This window comes from Bacillus cereus group sp. MG4 (assembly GCF_040460055.1).
GTDB classification, from domain to species: Bacteria; Bacillota; Bacilli; order Bacillales; family Bacillaceae_G; genus Bacillus_A; species Bacillus_A wiedmannii.
On sequence record NZ_JARVGZ010000001.1, the window covers coordinates 3,425,001 to 3,442,500 of the forward strand.

The window sequence follows — 17,500 nt, forward strand, 5'->3', positions numbered from 1 at the left end:
CTCTCTTGAATGTATCCTGAGTACGGCGGAACACGTGAAATTCCGTCGGAATCTGGGAGGACCATCTCCCAAGGCTAAATACTCCCTAGTGATCGATAGTGAACCAGTACCGTGAGGGAAAGGTGAAAAGCACCCCGGAAGGGGAGTGAAAGAGATCCTGAAACCGTGTGCCTACAAATAGTCAGAGCCCGTTAATGGGTGATGGCGTGCCTTTTGTAGAATGAACCGGCGAGTTACGATCCCGTGCGAGGTTAAGCTGAAGAGGCGGAGCCGCAGCGAAAGCGAGTCTGAATAGGGCGTTTAGTACGTGGTCGTAGACCCGAAACCAGGTGATCTATCCATGTCCAGGGTGAAGTTCAGGTAACACTGAATGGAGGCCCGAACCCACGCACGTTGAAAAGTGCGGGGATGAGGTGTGGGTAGCGGAGAAATTCCAATCGAACCTGGAGATAGCTGGTTCTCCCCGAAATAGCTTTAGGGCTAGCCTTAAGTGTAAGAGTCTTGGAGGTAGAGCACTGATTGAACTAGGGGTCCTCATCGGATTACCGAATTCAGTCAAACTCCGAATGCCAATGACTTATCCTTAGGAGTCAGACTGCGAGTGATAAGATCCGTAGTCAAGAGGGAAACAGCCCAGATCGCCAGCTAAGGTCCCAAAGTGTGTATTAAGTGGAAAAGGATGTGGAGTTGCTTAGACAACTAGGATGTTGGCTTAGAAGCAGCCACCATTTAAAGAGTGCGTAATAGCTCACTAGTCGAGTGACTCTGCGCCGAAAATGTACCGGGGCTAAATACACCACCGAAGCTGCGAATTGATACCAATGGTATCAGTGGTAGGGGAGCGTTCTAAGTGCAGTGAAGTCAGACCGGAAGGACTGGTGGAGCGCTTAGAAGTGAGAATGCCGGTATGAGTAGCGAAAGACGGGTGAGAATCCCGTCCACCGAATGCCTAAGGTTTCCTGAGGAAGGCTCGTCCGCTCAGGGTTAGTCAGGACCTAAGCCGAGGCCGACAGGCGTAGGCGATGGACAACAGGTTGATATTCCTGTACCACCTCTTTATCGTTTGAGCAATGGAGGGACGCAGAAGGATAGAAGAAGCGTGCGATTGGTTGTGCACGTCCAAGCAGTTAGGCTGATAAGTAGGCAAATCCGCTTATCGTGAAGGCTGAGCTGTGATGGGGAAGCTCCTTATGGAGCGAAGTCTTTGATTCCCCGCTGCCAAGAAAAGCTTCTAGCGAGATAAAAGGTGCCTGTACCGCAAACCGACACAGGTAGGCGAGGAGAGAATCCTAAGGTGTGCGAGAGAACTCTGGTTAAGGAACTCGGCAAAATGACCCCGTAACTTCGGGAGAAGGGGTGCTTTCTTAACGGAAAGCCGCAGTGAATAGGCCCAAGCGACTGTTTAGCAAAAACACAGGTCTCTGCGAAGCCGTAAGGCGAAGTATAGGGGCTGACACCTGCCCGGTGCTGGAAGGTTAAGGAGAGGGGTTAGCGTAAGCGAAGCTCTGAACTGAAGCCCCAGTAAACGGCGGCCGTAACTATAACGGTCCTAAGGTAGCGAAATTCCTTGTCGGGTAAGTTCCGACCCGCACGAAAGGTGTAACGATTTGGGCACTGTCTCAACCAGAGACTCGGTGAAATTATAGTACCTGTGAAGATGCAGGTTACCCGCGACAGGACGGAAAGACCCCGTGGAGCTTTACTGTAGCCTGATATTGAATTTTGGTACAGTTTGTACAGGATAGGCGGGAGCCATTGAAACCGGAGCGCTAGCTTCGGTGGAGGCGCTGGTGGGATACCGCCCTGACTGTATTGAAATTCTAACCTACGGGTCTTATCGACCCGGGAGACAGTGTCAGGTGGGCAGTTTGACTGGGGCGGTCGCCTCCTAAAGTGTAACGGAGGCGCCCAAAGGTTCCCTCAGAATGGTTGGAAATCATTCGTAGAGTGCAAAGGCATAAGGGAGCTTGACTGCGAGACCTACAAGTCGAGCAGGGACGAAAGTCGGGCTTAGTGATCCGGTGGTTCCGCATGGAAGGGCCATCGCTCAACGGATAAAAGCTACCCCGGGGATAACAGGCTTATCTCCCCCAAGAGTCCACATCGACGGGGAGGTTTGGCACCTCGATGTCGGCTCATCGCATCCTGGGGCTGTAGTCGGTCCCAAGGGTTGGGCTGTTCGCCCATTAAAGCGGTACGCGAGCTGGGTTCAGAACGTCGTGAGACAGTTCGGTCCCTATCCGTCGTGGGCGTAGGAAATTTGAGAGGAGCTGTCCTTAGTACGAGAGGACCGGGATGGACGCACCGCTGGTGTACCAGTTGTTCTGCCAAGGGCATAGCTGGGTAGCTATGTGCGGAAGGGATAAGTGCTGAAAGCATCTAAGCATGAAGCCCCCCTCAAGATGAGATTTCCCATAGCGTAAGCTAGTAAGATCCCTGAAAGATGATCAGGTTGATAGGTTCGAGGTGGAAGCATGGTGACATGTGGAGCTGACGAATACTAATAGATCGAGGACTTAACCATATAATATGAAGCAAATGTTATCTAGTTTTGAAGGAATATGCCTTCATAGTTTGGTGATGATGGCAGAGAGGTCACACCCGTTCCCATACCGAACACGGAAGTTAAGCTCTCTAGCGCCGATGGTAGTTGGGACCTTGTCCCTGTGAGAGTAGGACGTCGCCAAGCAACTAAAAACACAAGTCTTTTGACTTGTGTTTTTTTTATTTCCCATGAAATAGGCTCGGTTCTGTTAGTAAAAAAGACGAAATATAGTAAGGGATTTTTTGAGCAGAAATAGTAAGAAATTGATAAATAAATGGATAATCTTCAGAGCCATAGCTCCCAAGTAAATCATACCACCAATCTGTTTCGTATCTAGAAATCATACTTAAATTGTAGAGCAATAAATAATGAACAAGAAGTTCAGGTAATACTGGTTTAGGATTTCTCGGGTCAATTGGAATTGGTAAGTAATAAGTATCAGCAAGATATTCGTAGTATAAAGGCGTACTATATATAGGGTTCCACGACTGGATAGGAGCTGTAAAAAGCAGATTCGATCCGCCTGTTTTCCCGGAGACATGTTGTATGGATAAATGCTTACAAGTTGATTCAATGTAACGTGAAAATCTTTCTGTAGTCATATGAAGTCGATCTAGTATGTTGGCCGAAAAGGAAAGTTCATTTGTATTTGTTGAATCGATTTTATATAAATTGGCCCCTCTTTGACTATAGCGAAATAAATTTTGTAATTCAGGAATATTTCCCATTAGATCTAGCATGTTAAACTTCTCTGCTTCTAAGTGTTTCATGTGAAACAGCTGTTCTGCAATATGAGTAAATAATCCATTTTTTTGTACCTTCACCTCATCTTCTAAAAATTGATACCCCTGTTTTTTTCGTTTACGAGTCGTAACACCATGAGCTAAAACAGTAGTGGATTCTGGATAGTTAGGATCAATAGTTAGTAAGCAAGCTTTAAAAAGTTGACTCATTCCATAAAACAATAACATTGGCTGAATCGAAAAGGGGGCCACCTTATATAATTCATAATAGTTTTTCCCGTGTTCTAAGTAATAAATAAAGGGATAACAATTTTCGAAACTTTTTTTTTCAGCATCTTGTATGGAGGATTTTTCATAGCAACGGGCAAGATAACGTTGTACATTTTGAGATGAAAAGAAGAAACTTAATTGCTGCCAAGTACAATGTGTTTGATGCATATATTACGCTCCTTTTATTGTCTAAAAATTCTAACATATATATACGTCCTTGACAGTATTTTAACCAATTGATAAGCTACTAATAATAATTTCTGGTATCATGGGGGGAACAATTATGTGGGAATCTAAATTTGTTAAAGAAGGTTTGACTTTTGATGACGTATTACTTGTACCAGCAAAGTCAGATGTACTACCAAGAGAAGTAAGTGTTAAAACAGTTTTATCTGAAAGCTTACAGTTAAATATCCCGTTAATTAGTGCAGGAATGGATACAGTAACAGAAGCTGATATGGCTATTGCAATGGCTCGTCAAGGCGGTTTAGGAATTATTCATAAAAACATGTCTATTGAACAACAAGCGGAGCAAGTTGATAAAGTAAAACGTTCTGAAAGTGGCGTTATTTCAGATCCTTTCTTTTTAACTCCAGAACATCAAGTGTATGATGCAGAGCATCTTATGGGAAAATACCGTATCTCAGGTGTACCGGTTGTAAATAATTTAGACGAGCGAAAATTAGTTGGTATTATTACAAACCGTGATATGCGTTTTATCCAAGACTACTCAATCAAAATTTCCGACGTAATGACAAAAGAAAAGCTAATTACAGCTCCAGTTGGTACAACGCTGGAAGAAGCTGAAAAGATCCTACAAAAGTACAAAATTGAAAAACTCCCTCTCGTTGATAACAACGGTGTACTACAAGGGCTTATTACAATAAAAGATATTGAAAAAGTAATTGAATTCCCAAATTCTGCGAAGGATAAGCAAGGACGCTTATTAGTTGGAGCAGCGGTTGGTGTAACGGCTGATGCGATGCTTCGTATCGACGCATTAGTAAAAGCTAGCGTAGATGCAATCGTACTTGATACAGCTCATGGACATTCTCAAGGTGTTATTGATAAAGTGAAAGAAGTTCGTGCGAAATATCCATCACTAAATATTATCGCTGGAAATGTTGCTACTGCTGAAGCAACGAAAGCATTAATTGAAGCAGGTGCAAACGTAGTTAAAGTTGGTATTGGACCAGGCTCTATTTGTACGACACGCGTTGTAGCTGGCGTGGGTGTACCACAATTAACAGCAGTTTATGATTGTGCAACAGAAGCTCGTAAACACGGTATTCCAGTTATTGCTGATGGTGGTGTTAAGTACTCTGGTGACATGGTAAAAGCTTTAGCAGCAGGAGCACACGTTGTTATGCTAGGTAGTATGTTTGCTGGTGTTGCTGAAAGCCCTGGAGAAACTGAAATTTATCAAGGTCGTCAATTCAAAGTATATCGTGGTATGGGTTCTGTCGGAGCGATGGAAAAAGGAAGTAAAGACCGTTACTTCCAAGAAGGAAATAAAAAACTTGTTCCAGAAGGTATTGAAGGTCGAGTACCATATAAAGGACCTTTAGCAGATACAGTTCATCAATTAGTTGGTGGATTACGTGCCGGTATGGGATATTGCGGAGCGCAGAATTTAGAATTCTTACGTGAGAATGCACAATTCATTCGTATGTCAGGTGCTGGTTTACGTGAAAGCCACCCTCATCACGTACAAATTACAAAAGAGGCTCCAAACTACTCATTGTAATGTCTTATATACAAATAGACGGAGATTTGATATCTCTGTCTATTTTTTTTTGATTATGTTAGAATAACGGTTATGTTAGTACATAGATATTGGGGGTAGCAAAAGTGAAAGGTATGTTTTGCAAAAGATTCATTGCTTTAGTAACAATGCTTACAATAGCTTGTAGTATGTTGTTACCATATAGCAATGCATCAGCAGAAACAGGAGCTGCTTTAAGCATTGAAGCAGGTGCAGCAATTTTAGTTGAAGCGAATTCTGGGAAAATTTTATATCAAAAGAATGCAGATGAATTATTATCAATTGCTAGTATGACAAAGATGATGAGTGAATATTTAGTTCATGAAGCAGTGGATAAAGGAAAACTTAAGTGGGATCAAAAAATTAAGGTTTCTGAATATGCGTATAAAGTTTCGCAAGATCGTTCATTATCGAATGTGCCGCTACGAAACGGTGATTCTTATACAGTAAAAGAGTTATATGAGGCAATGGCAATTTATTCTGCTAATGGTGCAACGATAGCTTTAGCTGAAGCAGTTGCTGGAAAAGAAGTAGACTTTGTAAAAATGATGAACGATAAGTCGAAAGAGCTTGGATTAAAAACTTACAAGTTTGTAAATTCTACTGGCTTAACAAACAAAGATTTAAAAGGACAGCATCCTGAAGGAACAACTCCGGATGAAGAAAATAAAATGGCTGCGAGAGATGTAGCAATTTTAGCACAACGCCTTATTCAAGATTTCCCTAAAACATTAGATACGGCTAAAATTTCAAAAAAGACGTTCCGTGAAGGTACTACGGATCGAATTGAAATGATTAACTGGAACTGGATGTTACCAGGTTTATCTAAGGTATATGCGGGTGTAGATGGCCTGAAAACAGGTTCAACTCCAGAAGCAGGGGATTGCTTCACTGGTACAATTGAAAAAGATGGTATGCGTTTTATTTCTGTAGTTATTAAAACGAAGTCTCGTGATGCACGCTTTGATGAGACAAAGAAACTATATGATTATGGATTTGCTAATTTTGAAATGAAGAAACTGTATAAAAAAGATTCTTCAGTAAAAGGACAAGAAACAGTACGAGTAGAAAATGCTAAAGATAAAGATGTAGCAGTTCAAACAAAACAAGCTGTTTCACTTCCAGTGCCAAAAGGAAGTAAAGATGTTTATAAAACAGAATTAAAAGAAGCAAATAAGGGACAAGAAGCACCTATTAAAAAGGGAGCTGCACTTGGCCAAATGGTAATCACACCAAAAGATGCGAATGATCCTGGATTTTTATCTGGTAAGTCATTACAAATAGATCTTGTAACAACGTCTGCAGTAGAGGAAGCGAATTGGTTTACTCGCTCTATGCGCGGAATTGGCTCTTTCTTTAGTGGTATATGGAATAGTGCTGTTGATACAGTAAAAGGTTGGTTTTAAAAGCTCCTCATTGTAGGGGCTTTTTCTTATTCCTATTTTTCATACCGACTTTATGAAAAAGTAGTAGACAAGCATCTGATAGTTAGTGGTAGAATGTAAGAGTATTCTTAATTTTCGCCTTTAACGGGGAAAAGCAATTCACCTAGGGGGGTTTTTGTAACATGACAAATGTAACAGGGACAGAACGTGTAAAACGTGGAATGGCAGAAATGCAAAAAGGCGGCGTTATTATGGACGTAATTAACGCTGAACAAGCAAAAATTGCAGAAGAGGCAGGCGCAGTTGCTGTTATGGCACTAGAGCGTGTACCAGCAGATATTCGTGCAGCAGGTGGCGTTTCTCGTATGGCAGACCCAACAATCGTTGAAGAAGTTATGGGCGCTGTTTCAATTCCGGTTATGGCAAAATGCCGTATCGGTCATCTTGTAGAAGCACGTGTATTAGAATCATTAGGGGTAGACTATATCGATGAGAGTGAAGTATTAACTCCTGCTGATGAAGTATACCATTTAAATAAACGTGATTACACAGTTCCGTTTGTATGTGGTTGCCGTGATATCGGAGAAGCTGCACGTCGTATTGCAGAAGGTGCATCTATGCTTCGTACAAAAGGTGAACCAGGAACAGGAAACATTGTAGAGGCAGTGCGTCATATGCGCCAAGTCAATGTAGAAATCCGTCAAGTTGCAAGTCTACGTGAAGATGAGTTAATGACATATGCAAAAAATACTGGTGCTCCTTATGAAGTACTACTTGAAATTAAACGCCTTGGTCGTTTGCCAGTTGTAAACTTCGCAGCAGGTGGTGTAGCAACACCAGCAGATGCAGCGTTAATGATGCAACTTGGTGCGGATGGTGTATTCGTAGGATCTGGTATCTTCAAATCAGAAAATCCAGAGAAATTTGCACGCGCAATCGTTGAAGCGACGACTCATTATGAGGATTACGAACTAATTGCGAGCCTTTCTAAAGGATTAGGTAATGCAATGAAAGGTATCGAAATTTCAACGTTATTACCAGAACAACGCATGCAAGAGCGTGGATGGTAATTGAAGGAGAACTTTAAAATGGTGAAAATCGGTGTGCTAGGTCTTCAAGGTGCAGTTCGTGAGCATATAAAATCAGTTGAAGCAAGTGGTGCAGAAGCTGTTGTTGTAAAGCGTGTAGAGCAACTTGAAGAGATTGATGGTCTTATTTTACCAGGCGGTGAAAGTACAACAATGCGCCGTCTTATTGATAAGTATGCTTTCATGGAACCACTTCGTACATTCGCGAAGTCTGGTAAACCAATGTTTGGTACATGTGCAGGTATGATTCTTCTTGCAAAAACACTTATTGGCTATGAAGAAGCACATATTGGTGCTATGGATATTACAGTAGAACGCAATGCGTTCGGACGCCAAAAAGATAGCTTTGAAGTCGCACTTTCAATTAAAGGTGTAGGAGAAGAATTTATTGGTGTATTTATCCGTGCTCCGTATGTTGTAAATGTAGCTGATGATGTTGAAGTACTTTCTACACATGGTGACCGAATGGTAGCAGTAAAACAAAATCAGTTTTTAGCTGCTTCATTCCATCCGGAATTAACGGATGATCATCGTGTCACAGCATACTTTGTAGAAATGGTAAAAGAAGCGAAAATGAAAAAAGTTGTCTAAGTAACTTGCAACTTGTATAAGATTATAGTAAATTGATGGTAACAATTTTATAAAATAAGCGTGTTGATAGGAAGTAGTAACAAATGCCGTTTCTTATAGAGAGTCGATGGTTGGTGGAAATCGATAGAAACAGTTTGTGAATCCATCCTGGAATGGAATGTGGAATATCTTTATGATTAGTAAACATTCCCGGTGAAGAGCCGTTATTTCTACTTGAGAGGAAGGCGGTAATGCTTTCAACTAGGGTGGCAACGCGGGTTAACTCCCGTCCCTTTATATAGGGACGGGAGTTTTTTGTGTTTTATAAAATAAAAGGAGGAGTATATAATGCTTGATATTAAATTTTTACGTACAAATTTTGAAGAAGTAAAAGCGAAGTTACAGCATAGAGGCGAAGATTTAACTGATTTTGGTCGCTTTGAAGAGCTGGATACGAGAAGAAGAGAATTACTTGTTCAAACAGAGGAACTAAAAAGTAAACGTAACGAAGTATCTCAACAAATTTCTGTATTGAAGCGTGAAAAGAAAGATGCAGAAGCTCTAATTCTAGAAATGCGTGAAGTTGGAGAAAAAGTAAAAGATCTTGATAATGAACTTCGTACAGTTGAAGAAAATTTAGAAAGATTAATGTTATCTATTCCAAATATTCCTCATGAATCTGCTCCAGTTGGTGAAACAGAAGATGATAATGTAGTAGCACGTACTTGGGGAGAAGTGAAAGAATTTACTTATGAACCAAAACCACATTGGGATCTTGCTACAGATTTAGGGATTTTAGATTTTGAGCGTGCTGGGAAAGTAACAGGAAGCCGCTTCGTATTCTATAAAGGTGCTGGCGCGAGATTAGAGCGTGCTTTAATTAGCTTTATGCTTGATCTTCATACTGACGAGCATGGATACGAAGAAGTATTACCTCCGTATATGGTAAACCGTGCAAGTATGACAGGAACAGGACAACTTCCGAAATTTGAAGAAGATGCATTCCGTATTGAAAGTGAAGATTACTTCTTAATTCCAACAGCTGAAGTACCTGTAACGAACATGCATCGTGATGAAATCTTAAATAAAGATCAATTGCCTATACGATATGCTGCATTTAGCTCTTGTTTCCGTTCTGAAGCAGGTTCAGCTGGTCGTGATACACGTGGCTTAATTCGTCAGCATCAGTTCAATAAAGTAGAGCTTGTCAAGTTCGTAAAACCAGAAGATTCTTATGAAGAGTTAGAAAAACTAACAAATGATGCAGAACGCGTGTTACAATTATTAGAGTTGCCATATCGCGTTATGAGCATGTGCACAGGCGATTTAGGATTTACAGCAGCGAAGAAATACGATATCGAAGTATGGATTCCGAGCTATGGCACATATCGTGAGATTTCTTCTTGTAGTAATTTTGAGGCTTTCCAAGCGAGACGTGCAAATATCCGTTTCCGTCGTGAGCCAAACGGAAAACCAGAACATGTTCATACATTAAATGGATCTGGTCTTGCAATTGGACGTACGGTGGCAGCTATTTTAGAGAACTACCAACAAGAAGATGGTACAATTATAATTCCAGAAGTTCTTCGCCCTTATATGGGAGGAAAAACAGTTATTAAGTAAATTTATAAACATTCATCGGTATGAGTGATTGGTAATTATGAGCGTTGTCAGTACTATAATGTAGGAGAGGAAAAGTAAAATTTTCCTTTCCTCATAATTTATTTTAGTAGGGTTGACTAACTGTTTTTCTTTTGATATTATATTTGATGTCAATATGGAGGTATACCCAAGTCTGGCTGAAGGGATCGGTCTTGAAAACCGACAGGCGGCGAGAGTCGCGCGGGGGTTCGAATCCCTCTACCTCCTCCAGATATAATTGACAACAGCGCATATAAGTGGAGATTGGAGAACTCGTTACCAACACGTAACGAGTTTTTATTTTAAAACCAATCATAAAGTATGGTGTAAGGCGATTTTGTCCTTATTACACACTCATATTCCGATGATTATCTTCATAGATATGAAAGGAGTCAACATGGATCTTATTATACAAACGTTTCCTTTAGATGGAAAAACTTTATATTATGTACAATGTCCTGTCTGTAAGAACAATAGAATTTTAAACAGTGGTGCAAATGTGTCACGCATTATAAGCGATGATACATTCCGTAAACTTTGTGGTTGCACTTGTGATGTAAAGCAAACTGCGACAAAAGTAGAGGCGCCAAAAAAAGTTGAAAAAGCAGCTGTAAAGAAAGAAGCAGCTCCAAAACGTACAGGTAAAGTATTAACAGCAGTGATTAACGGGAAAGAAATGACTGTTAAAGAGATTGCTGAAACATACGATATTAGTACAAGTACTGTTCGTCAGCGTATTAACGCTGGAAAACCTGAGAGTGAAATTATTGCTCCGACAAAAAAGAAGTAATTTAATAGAAAAACCCGTGCGTATGCACGGGTTTTTTATTTTACAAGTTTACGTGTTTGTTTTAAAAAATGGCCAATTTTTTTAATGATTGGTTCAATTGAATCACCATCTTTTAAAATATCGTATTCATTAATGTTTAATCGTAAAACAGGGCATGCATTAAAGTTATTAATCCAGTTTTCGTAACGGCCATGCATCTCTTTCCAATACTCAATTGGTGTTTGTTGTTCCATCGGACGTCCGCGTTCTTGGATACGATCAACAATATCATCGAAAGAACCTTCTAAGTAAATTAATAAATCAGGATGAGGGAAGTAAGGAGTCATGACCATAGCGTCAAATAAACCTTTGTATGTTTCATAATCAGTTTCCGTCATTGTACCTTTTTCATGATGCATCTTTGCAAAAATTCCAGTGTCTTCATAGATAGAGCGATCTTGAACAAAACCGCCACCGTATTCAAAAATTCTTTTTTGTTCTTTAAATCGTTCTGCTAAAAAGTACACTTGCAAGTGGAAGCTCCAGCGTGTGAAATCAGCATAGAACTTGTCCAAATACGGGTTTGAATCTACCTTTTCAAATGATGTGCGATAACCTAGAGCGTTAGCTAATGCAGTTGTCATAGTTGATTTTCCAACACCTACTGTTCCAGCAATAGTGATTACTGCGTCATTTGGTATATCATATTTTTTCCTTAAATTCATTGTTATTCCGACTCCTTTAAGAGAGTATTTTGAAGGGCGGATAGGATGACGTTTAAATCATCAGGATTTTTTACAAAATCCATATCGTCTCCGTTAAATTTTAATACTGGGATATCTGGATGATCCTTTTTAAAAGTATCCATTGCTGTTTCGTAATCTTTTGTGAGCTGTAGTAAGTAATTTGGATCCATGTTTTTTTCGAATTCTCTTCCGCGCATCGCAATTCGTGTTTGTAATGTTTCCAAGCTAGCTGTTAAATAAACGATAACGTTTGGTACAGGCATATCTTGTGTAAGGATACGATAGATTTGCATGTACTTGTCATATTGAGAATTCTTTAATGTACGGGATGCGAAAATTAAATTTTTAAATATATGATAATCCGCTATTACTGGTTTCCTTTGATTCAAATACTTTATGTTAATATCTTCTAATTGTTTGTATCTATTACAAAGAAAGAACATCTCTGTTTGAAAACTCCATTCGTCGATGTCTTCATAGAATTTTCCTAAAAAAGGATTCTCATCAACAATTTCTTTTAGTAAGTGGAGTTGCATGTGAGTTGAAATTGCCTTCGCAAGTGAGGTTTTTCCAACACCAATTGGTCCTTCAACCGTGATAAATGGTACTCCGGTCACGCTGTTTCCTCCTTTCAATCAGTGATTTACCGTGACTACTAAAAACACAAAACAGAATTATTGTAGCACAGGAGGGAAGCGAGCGGGTTAATTTGATATAAAAAGTTAGAAAATAAATATATGTATTAATTAATTTTTATTTGAGATGACGGTACTATATTTGCTTTTAATGTGGCTTCCATTATTTTTAAAGCATGCAGATTATCCTGATCATGATTAGAGGCAATACAGTCCTGTGGTACATACAGTGTATAATTTCTCATATGAGCATCGTTAGCTGTAAAGAGGATACATATATTCCCGGCGACTCCTGTCAATATTAGATTTTCTATTTTTAAATAGCCTAATAAAGAATTTAAAGGTGTTTCATAAAAAGCAGAGTAATGTGGTTTAATAAAAATGTAATCATCAGTATTTGGAGCAATCTTATGAATGATATTTTCACTATACTCATTTGTACAATGAGTAATTAGTTGGTCAATATCAGATCTCCAAAGTTGATAATGGTCATTAACATAAATTATGGGGTAGCCAAAGGATTTCATTGTTTTCTTTAATTGTAAAATAGGGTTTGTTATAATTTCGCATTTTTTGGCTAGGGTGGGCCCGTGTGAAAATTGAAAATCATTAATCATATCGATAATGAGTAAGGCAGCATTCTTCATATGTAATCCCCTCTCTTTTTTATTAGGGTGGATTGAATTTGTAAAAGTTATCCCATGTGCAGTAAATGGAAATAAGTGTATTTTATTTAAGGGAAAGGACTATGGTATGGAACACGATCAAGATATTTATTTTATGCAGTTAGCAATAGAAGAGGCTAAAAAAGCAAAGGCAATACAAGAAGTACCAATTGGTGCAGTTATAGTGTTAGATGGTGAAGTAATTAGTGTTGCTCATAATTTAAGAGAAACTGAACAAAGATCAATAGCTCACGCTGAGTTATTAGCTATTGATGAGGCGTGCAAAAAATTAGGGACATGGCGTTTAGAAGATGCGACGTTATATGTAACATTAGAGCCTTGTCCGATGTGTGCGGGTGGAATTGTTTTATCACGAGTGAAGCGAGTTGTATATGGTGCAAGTGATCCGAAAGGTGGATGTGCAGGGACTTTGATGAATCTTTTAACGGATGAACGCTTTAATCATCAATGCGAGGTAGTTGCTGGTGTATTAGAGGAAGAATGCGGTACTTTGTTAACAAACTTTTTTAGAGAGCTTCGTAAAAAAAGAAAAGCAATAAAAAAATTAGAGAAAAGTAACGAGAATTAACGTATTTGCATTTTGTAAAAAAACAAGTTATACTGATAATGCCTTTTAATGAAGGCAACCGAATATTGGTTTTAACTTTGCCGTGCTAAGCGGGGAGGTAGCGGTGCCCTATACTCGCAATCCGCTCTAGCGAGGCCGAATCCCTTCTCGAGGTTATGCTGCTGTAAGGTCTGCCTTAAGTAAGTGGTGTTGACGTTTGGGTCCTGCGCAACGGGACCCCGTGAACCTTGTCAGGTCCGGAAGGAAGCAGCAATAAGCGGGTCTTCTCGTGTGCCGCAGGAGTGCCTGAACCGAGCTAACTGCTTGAGTAACGCTTATGGTACGTAATCGACAGAAGGTGCACGGCAGTTATATATGTATACAAAACTCACCTTAATACTAAGGTGGGTTTTTTGTATAGAAAATAACTTTTGGAATCTATAAACAGAATGGGTTATAATAAATAAGATAATAACCTTTGAGGGAGGCCGTATTTTCGTGTCATACCAAGCGTTATACCGAACATGGAGACCGCAAAAATTTGAAGATGTAGTTGGTCAAAAGCACGTGACAAAAACGTTGCAAAATGCCCTTCTTCAAGAGAAAGTTTCACATGCTTATTTATTTTCTGGGCCGAGGGGAACAGGAAAAACGACAATTGCAAAAGTATTTGCAAAAGCAATCAACTGTGAACATGCTCCGGTAGCTGAACCTTGTAATGAATGTCCTTCTTGTTTGGGGATTACACAAGGATCTATTTCAGATGTATTAGAAATTGATGCGGCTTCAAATAACGGTGTAGATGAAATTCGAGATATTAGAGATAAAGTAAAATATGCTCCAAGTGCTGTAGAATATAAAGTATACATTATTGATGAAGTCCACATGCTTTCTATGGGTGCCTTCAATGCGCTTTTAAAAACGTTAGAAGAGCCGCCGGGACACGTCATCTTTATTTTGGCGACAACAGAACCACATAAGATTCCGCCTACAATCATTTCACGTTGCCAGCGTTTTGAATTTCGAAAAATATCAGTAAATGATATTGTTGAGAGATTATCGACGGTTGTGACGAATGAAGGTACGCAAGTAGAAGATGAGGCGTTACAAATTGTTGCGCGTGCCGCTGAAGGTGGTATGCGTGATGCGCTTAGTCTTATTGATCAGGCAATATCTTATAGTGATGAGACAGTTACGACAGAAGATGTATTAGCTGTGACAGGTTCTGTTTCCCAGCAATACTTAGGTAACTTAGTAGAATGTATACGTGAAAATGATGTATCAAGAGCATTACGTATCATAGATGAGATGATGGGTAAAGGGAAAGATCCAGTTCGTTTTATGGAGGATTTCATTTACTATTATCGCGATATGCTTTTATATCAAACCTCACCACAACTGGAACATATGTTGGAACGAGTAATGGTAGATGAGCAATTCCGGATGTTAAGTGAAGAAATGCAACCGGAAGTAATCTATGAAATCATTCATACTCTTAGTAAGGGACAACAGGAAATGAAGTGGACAAATCATCCGCGAATTTTCTTAGAAGTTGTTATGGTACAACTGTGTCAACAGTTTATGATGCAAGCGAACGGTGCAGATCGTTTACAAGCAATTATGAACAGGATGCAGCAATTGGAGAAAGAGTTAGAACAAGTCAAAAAGAATGGTGTGCCGGCTGGTGTGCAGCAAGAAGTCAGAGAGACACGTGCAACACCAAAGCCAGTGCGTACAGGGAGTATGAAAATTCCTGTTGGACGCGTAAATGAAGTGTTGAAGCAAGCAAAGCGTCAGGATTTAGAACAATTAAAAGCTGTGTGGGGTGAGCTGTTAGGAAGACTCAAATCATACAACAAAGTAGCGTTTGCTGTTTTATTAGAAAATAGCGAACCGGTAGCGGCTTCGGATGATACTTACGTTTTAGCGTTTCAATATGAGATTCACTGTAAAATGGCAAGCGAAAACCGAGAAGCTATGGATACAGTGGAACAAGCCTTATTTGAACTGTTAAGTAAAAGATTAAATATGATTGCCATTCCAAAAAGTGAATGGGGTAAAATCCGTGAAGATTTTTTACAGCGTGAAGGCGAGAATTCTGAAGAAAGCTCAGAGAAAAAAGAAGATCCTCTTATAGAAGAGGCAGTAAAATTAGTAGGACAAGAACTTATTGAAATAAAAGAGTAATAATAATTAGGAGGAATTAATTATGATGCGTGGCGGAATGGGAAATATGAATAATATGATGAAACAAATGCAAAAGATGCAAAAAGATATGGCAAAAGCGCAAGAAGAACTTGGCGAAAAAACAGTTGAAGGTACAGCTGGCGGCGGTATGGTCACAGTTATTGCAAATGGTCATAAGCAAATTCTTGAAGTGAAAGTTAAAGAAGAAGTTGTAGATCCAGAAGATATCGAAATGTTACAAGACTTAGTGTTAGCTGCAACGAATGATGCACTTAAAAAAGCTGATGAACTTTCAAACTCTACAATGGGTAAATTTACAAAAGGCTTAAACTTACCAGGTGGAATGTTCTAGGAGGATACTGATATATGCATTATCCAGAACCGATATCGAAATTAATTGATAGTTTTATGAAGTTGCCAGGAATCGGACCGAAAACAGCGGTTCGCTTGGCATTTTTCGTATTAGATATGAAAGAAGATGATGTGTTAGGTTTTGCAAAAGCACTTGTGAATGCGAAGCGAGATTTAGCGTATTGTTCTGTATGCGGACATATTACTGACCGCGATCCTTGTTATATTTGTAATGATTCGCATCGAGATCAGTCGATTGTTTGTGTTGTGCAGGAACCGAAAGATGTAATCGCAATGGAAAAGATGAAAGAGTATCAAGGTGTATATCATGTGTTACGTGGTGCGATTTCTCCAATGGAGGGAATTGGACCGGAAGACATTAATATCCCGCAACTTTTAAAGCGACTGCATGATGAAACGGTACAAGAAGTGATACTAGCAACAAACCCTAATATTGAAGGGGAAGCTACAGCGATGTATATATCCCGCCTCTTAAAGCCGACAGGTATTAAAGTAACTCGTATTGCACATGGTCTGCCAGTTGGTGGAGATTTAGAATATGCAGATGAAGTGACACTGTCGAAAGCGTTAGAAGGTCGTAGAGAAGTATAAGAGGAGAAACAAAAATGTTCTTTCAAAAAAAGGGTAAATTGCGTAAAGAGTATGATGATAAGCTAATTGTACTATTAGAAAAAGTGAAGAATGAATGGTTACGTCAGAAGAGAATGGTTGAACAAAGTGTGGAACCATCTCAAGATGTACTTTGTTCTTTGAAAATAGCAGAGGCGAAATATTTCTTCTTGTTAAAAGAAGCAAAACGTCGTCCTGTAAAAATGGAACAATGGTAAAAGGTTCTGCTGAAAAAGCAGAACCTTTTATTTATTAAATATTTAGTGGTTACTTCGTTTGGAAAGAAAGATTAATGGTTTTTATGAAGAAAGTGTTTTCGAATGAAGATTAACAAGATAAAACAACTGGAGTTGTAGGGTAAATGTTCTTTTTTATCGCCTTGTCCCATACAAATAAATATGTATAGATCACTTTCATAAGGAGGAAAAAATGAATTCTACAGTTGTTATTGTCGGTATTCTTACTTTAGTTTTTATCTTTCTTGTTTTTGGTGTTTCTTCTAAGCCGTTACGTTTTATAGGAAAAGTGCTCTTTCATGTTACTTTAGGGATAGCATTACTCTTTATCGTAAATGTTGTAGGAACATATTTTGATTTTCATATTCCAATTAACTTGGGAACCGCAACAATCACAAGTATATTAGGCCTACCTGGTGTTGCTGCATTAGTGGTTATTAAGCTTTATATCATGCCAAGATAAAATTATTTTGGCATTTTTTTAAAAAGTGTTGACGAACAAATGATTAATATGGTAAATTAATAAGCGTCGTCAGGAACGAAAGAAAAAAGTTGTTGACAGATTTAACGCGAAATGTTAAATTATAAAAGTCGCTGAAACGCGATATTGAACTTTGAAAACTAAACGAAACAAACAACGTGAAACGTCAATTTTTATTTTTAGATGCTAGACAAACTAACTTTATTGGAGAGTTTGATCCTGGCT

The 17,500-nt window shown here is 39.2% G+C and carries 16 protein-coding genes, 1 tRNA gene, 3 rRNA genes, 1 other RNA gene and 1 other annotated feature (2 of these 22 only partly in view); of the genes, 17 read left to right on the forward strand and 4 right to left on the reverse strand.

The annotated features are described in order from the left end of the window. A 23S ribosomal RNA gene (locus tag QCI41_RS17985) occupies positions 1-2,524 on the forward strand (it extends 398 nt beyond the left edge of the window). 49 nt (positions 2,525-2,573) lie between these two features. After that, positions 2,574-2,689 (forward strand): 5S ribosomal RNA (gene rrf, locus QCI41_RS17990). Positions 2,690-2,724: 35 nt separating this feature from the next. Here rrf and QCI41_RS17995 read toward each other — a convergent pair. Beyond that, a complete protein-coding gene (locus QCI41_RS17995) occupies positions 2,725-3,726 on the reverse strand; it encodes a YaaC family protein (protein ID WP_353836966.1) in 1,002 nt (333 codons plus the stop codon). 115 nt (positions 3,727-3,841) lie between these two features. On the opposite strand from QCI41_RS17995, the gene guaB reads away from it, so the two are divergent. The 7 genes from guaB to QCI41_RS18030 all read left to right on the forward strand — a co-directional run bounded on the left by guaB (position 3,842) and on the right by QCI41_RS18030 (position 10,797). Continuing rightward, positions 3,842-5,305, forward strand: coding sequence for an IMP dehydrogenase (guaB, locus tag QCI41_RS18000; RefSeq protein ID WP_000264076.1), 1,464 nt, complete (start codon positions 3,842-3,844; stop codon positions 5,303-5,305). Between the two features lie 113 nt (positions 5,306-5,418). Next, a complete protein-coding gene (locus tag QCI41_RS18005; protein WP_353838818.1) occupies positions 5,419-6,729 on the forward strand; it encodes a D-alanyl-D-alanine carboxypeptidase family protein in 1,311 nt (436 codons plus the stop codon). Positions 6,730-6,890: 161 nt separating this feature from the next. Beyond that, positions 6,891-7,778 carry a pyridoxal 5'-phosphate synthase lyase subunit PdxS gene (gene pdxS / locus QCI41_RS18010; RefSeq protein WP_353836965.1) on the forward strand — a complete coding sequence of 296 codons (888 nt, stop codon included), beginning with the start codon at positions 6,891-6,893 and terminating at the stop codon, positions 7,776-7,778. 18 nt (positions 7,779-7,796) lie between these two features. Then, a complete protein-coding gene (pdxT, locus tag QCI41_RS18015) occupies positions 7,797-8,387 on the forward strand; it encodes a pyridoxal 5'-phosphate synthase glutaminase subunit PdxT (protein WP_000238774.1) in 591 nt (196 codons plus the stop codon). 54 nt (positions 8,388-8,441) lie between these two features. Continuing rightward, positions 8,442-8,663: a binding site (T-box leader), on the forward strand. A 51-nt stretch (positions 8,664-8,714) separates the two neighbouring features. Next, entirely contained in the window at positions 8,715-9,989 is a 1,275-nt protein-coding gene (gene serS / locus QCI41_RS18020) for a serine--tRNA ligase (protein ID WP_353836964.1), read from the forward strand. A gap of 156 nt (positions 9,990-10,145) precedes the next feature. Next, positions 10,146-10,238: transfer RNA gene (locus QCI41_RS18025), tRNA-Ser, on the forward strand. A gap of 166 nt (positions 10,239-10,404) precedes the next feature. Next, positions 10,405-10,797, forward strand: coding sequence for a sigma factor-like helix-turn-helix DNA-binding protein (locus QCI41_RS18030; protein ID WP_000364198.1), 393 nt, complete (start codon positions 10,405-10,407; stop codon positions 10,795-10,797). A 35-nt stretch (positions 10,798-10,832) separates the two neighbouring features. On the opposite strand, the gene QCI41_RS18035 is transcribed toward QCI41_RS18030, so the two are convergent. The 3 genes from QCI41_RS18035 to QCI41_RS18045 form a co-directional block, all read right to left on the reverse strand. Next, complete coding sequence (locus QCI41_RS18035) at positions 10,833-11,501, reverse strand: deoxynucleoside kinase (protein WP_098095191.1); 669 nt, start codon at positions 11,499-11,501, stop codon at positions 10,833-10,835. 2 nt (positions 11,502-11,503) lie between these two features. Next, positions 11,504-12,139 (reverse strand): deoxynucleoside kinase, encoded by a 636-nt coding sequence (locus QCI41_RS18040; protein ID WP_353836963.1) that lies wholly within the window; start codon positions 12,137-12,139, stop codon positions 11,504-11,506. 125 nt (positions 12,140-12,264) lie between these two features. After that, positions 12,265-12,804, reverse strand: coding sequence for a cysteine hydrolase family protein (locus tag QCI41_RS18045; RefSeq protein ID WP_353836962.1), 540 nt, complete (start codon positions 12,802-12,804; stop codon positions 12,265-12,267). Positions 12,805-12,910: 106 nt separating this feature from the next. On the opposite strand from QCI41_RS18045, the gene tadA reads away from it, so the two are divergent. From tadA to QCI41_RS18085, 8 genes are all read left to right on the forward strand, one after another. Further along, positions 12,911-13,411 carry a tRNA adenosine(34) deaminase TadA gene (gene tadA, locus QCI41_RS18050; protein ID WP_353836961.1) on the forward strand — a complete coding sequence of 167 codons (501 nt, stop codon included), beginning with the start codon at positions 12,911-12,913 and terminating at the stop codon, positions 13,409-13,411. Between the two features lie 80 nt (positions 13,412-13,491). Further along, an RNA gene (ffs, locus tag QCI41_RS18055) (signal recognition particle sRNA large type) lies at positions 13,492-13,756 on the forward strand. A 132-nt stretch (positions 13,757-13,888) separates the two neighbouring features. Further along, positions 13,889-15,577 (forward strand): DNA polymerase III subunit gamma/tau, encoded by a 1,689-nt coding sequence (dnaX, locus tag QCI41_RS18060; protein ID WP_215562477.1) that lies wholly within the window; start codon positions 13,889-13,891, stop codon positions 15,575-15,577. Positions 15,578-15,602: 25 nt separating this feature from the next. Further along, positions 15,603-15,929 carry a YbaB/EbfC family nucleoid-associated protein gene (locus tag QCI41_RS18065; protein ID WP_170771173.1) on the forward strand — a complete coding sequence of 109 codons (327 nt, stop codon included), beginning with the start codon at positions 15,603-15,605 and terminating at the stop codon, positions 15,927-15,929. A 14-nt stretch (positions 15,930-15,943) separates the two neighbouring features. Further along, the gene (gene recR / locus QCI41_RS18070; protein WP_000559168.1) at positions 15,944-16,540 is read left to right on the forward strand and encodes a recombination protein RecR; all 597 of its coding nucleotides are present in this window, start codon (positions 15,944-15,946) and stop codon (positions 16,538-16,540) included. Between the two features lie 14 nt (positions 16,541-16,554). Continuing rightward, positions 16,555-16,776 carry a YaaL family protein gene (locus tag QCI41_RS18075; protein WP_000466020.1) on the forward strand — a complete coding sequence of 74 codons (222 nt, stop codon included), beginning with the start codon at positions 16,555-16,557 and terminating at the stop codon, positions 16,774-16,776. 211 nt (positions 16,777-16,987) lie between these two features. Continuing rightward, positions 16,988-17,257: a pro-sigmaK processing inhibitor BofA family protein gene (locus QCI41_RS18080; protein ID WP_001089487.1), complete on the forward strand. Its 270-nt coding sequence runs from the start codon at positions 16,988-16,990 to the stop codon at positions 17,255-17,257. 219 nt (positions 17,258-17,476) lie between these two features. Beyond that, positions 17,477-17,500 (forward strand): 16S ribosomal RNA (locus QCI41_RS18085) (it continues 1,528 nt past the right edge of the window).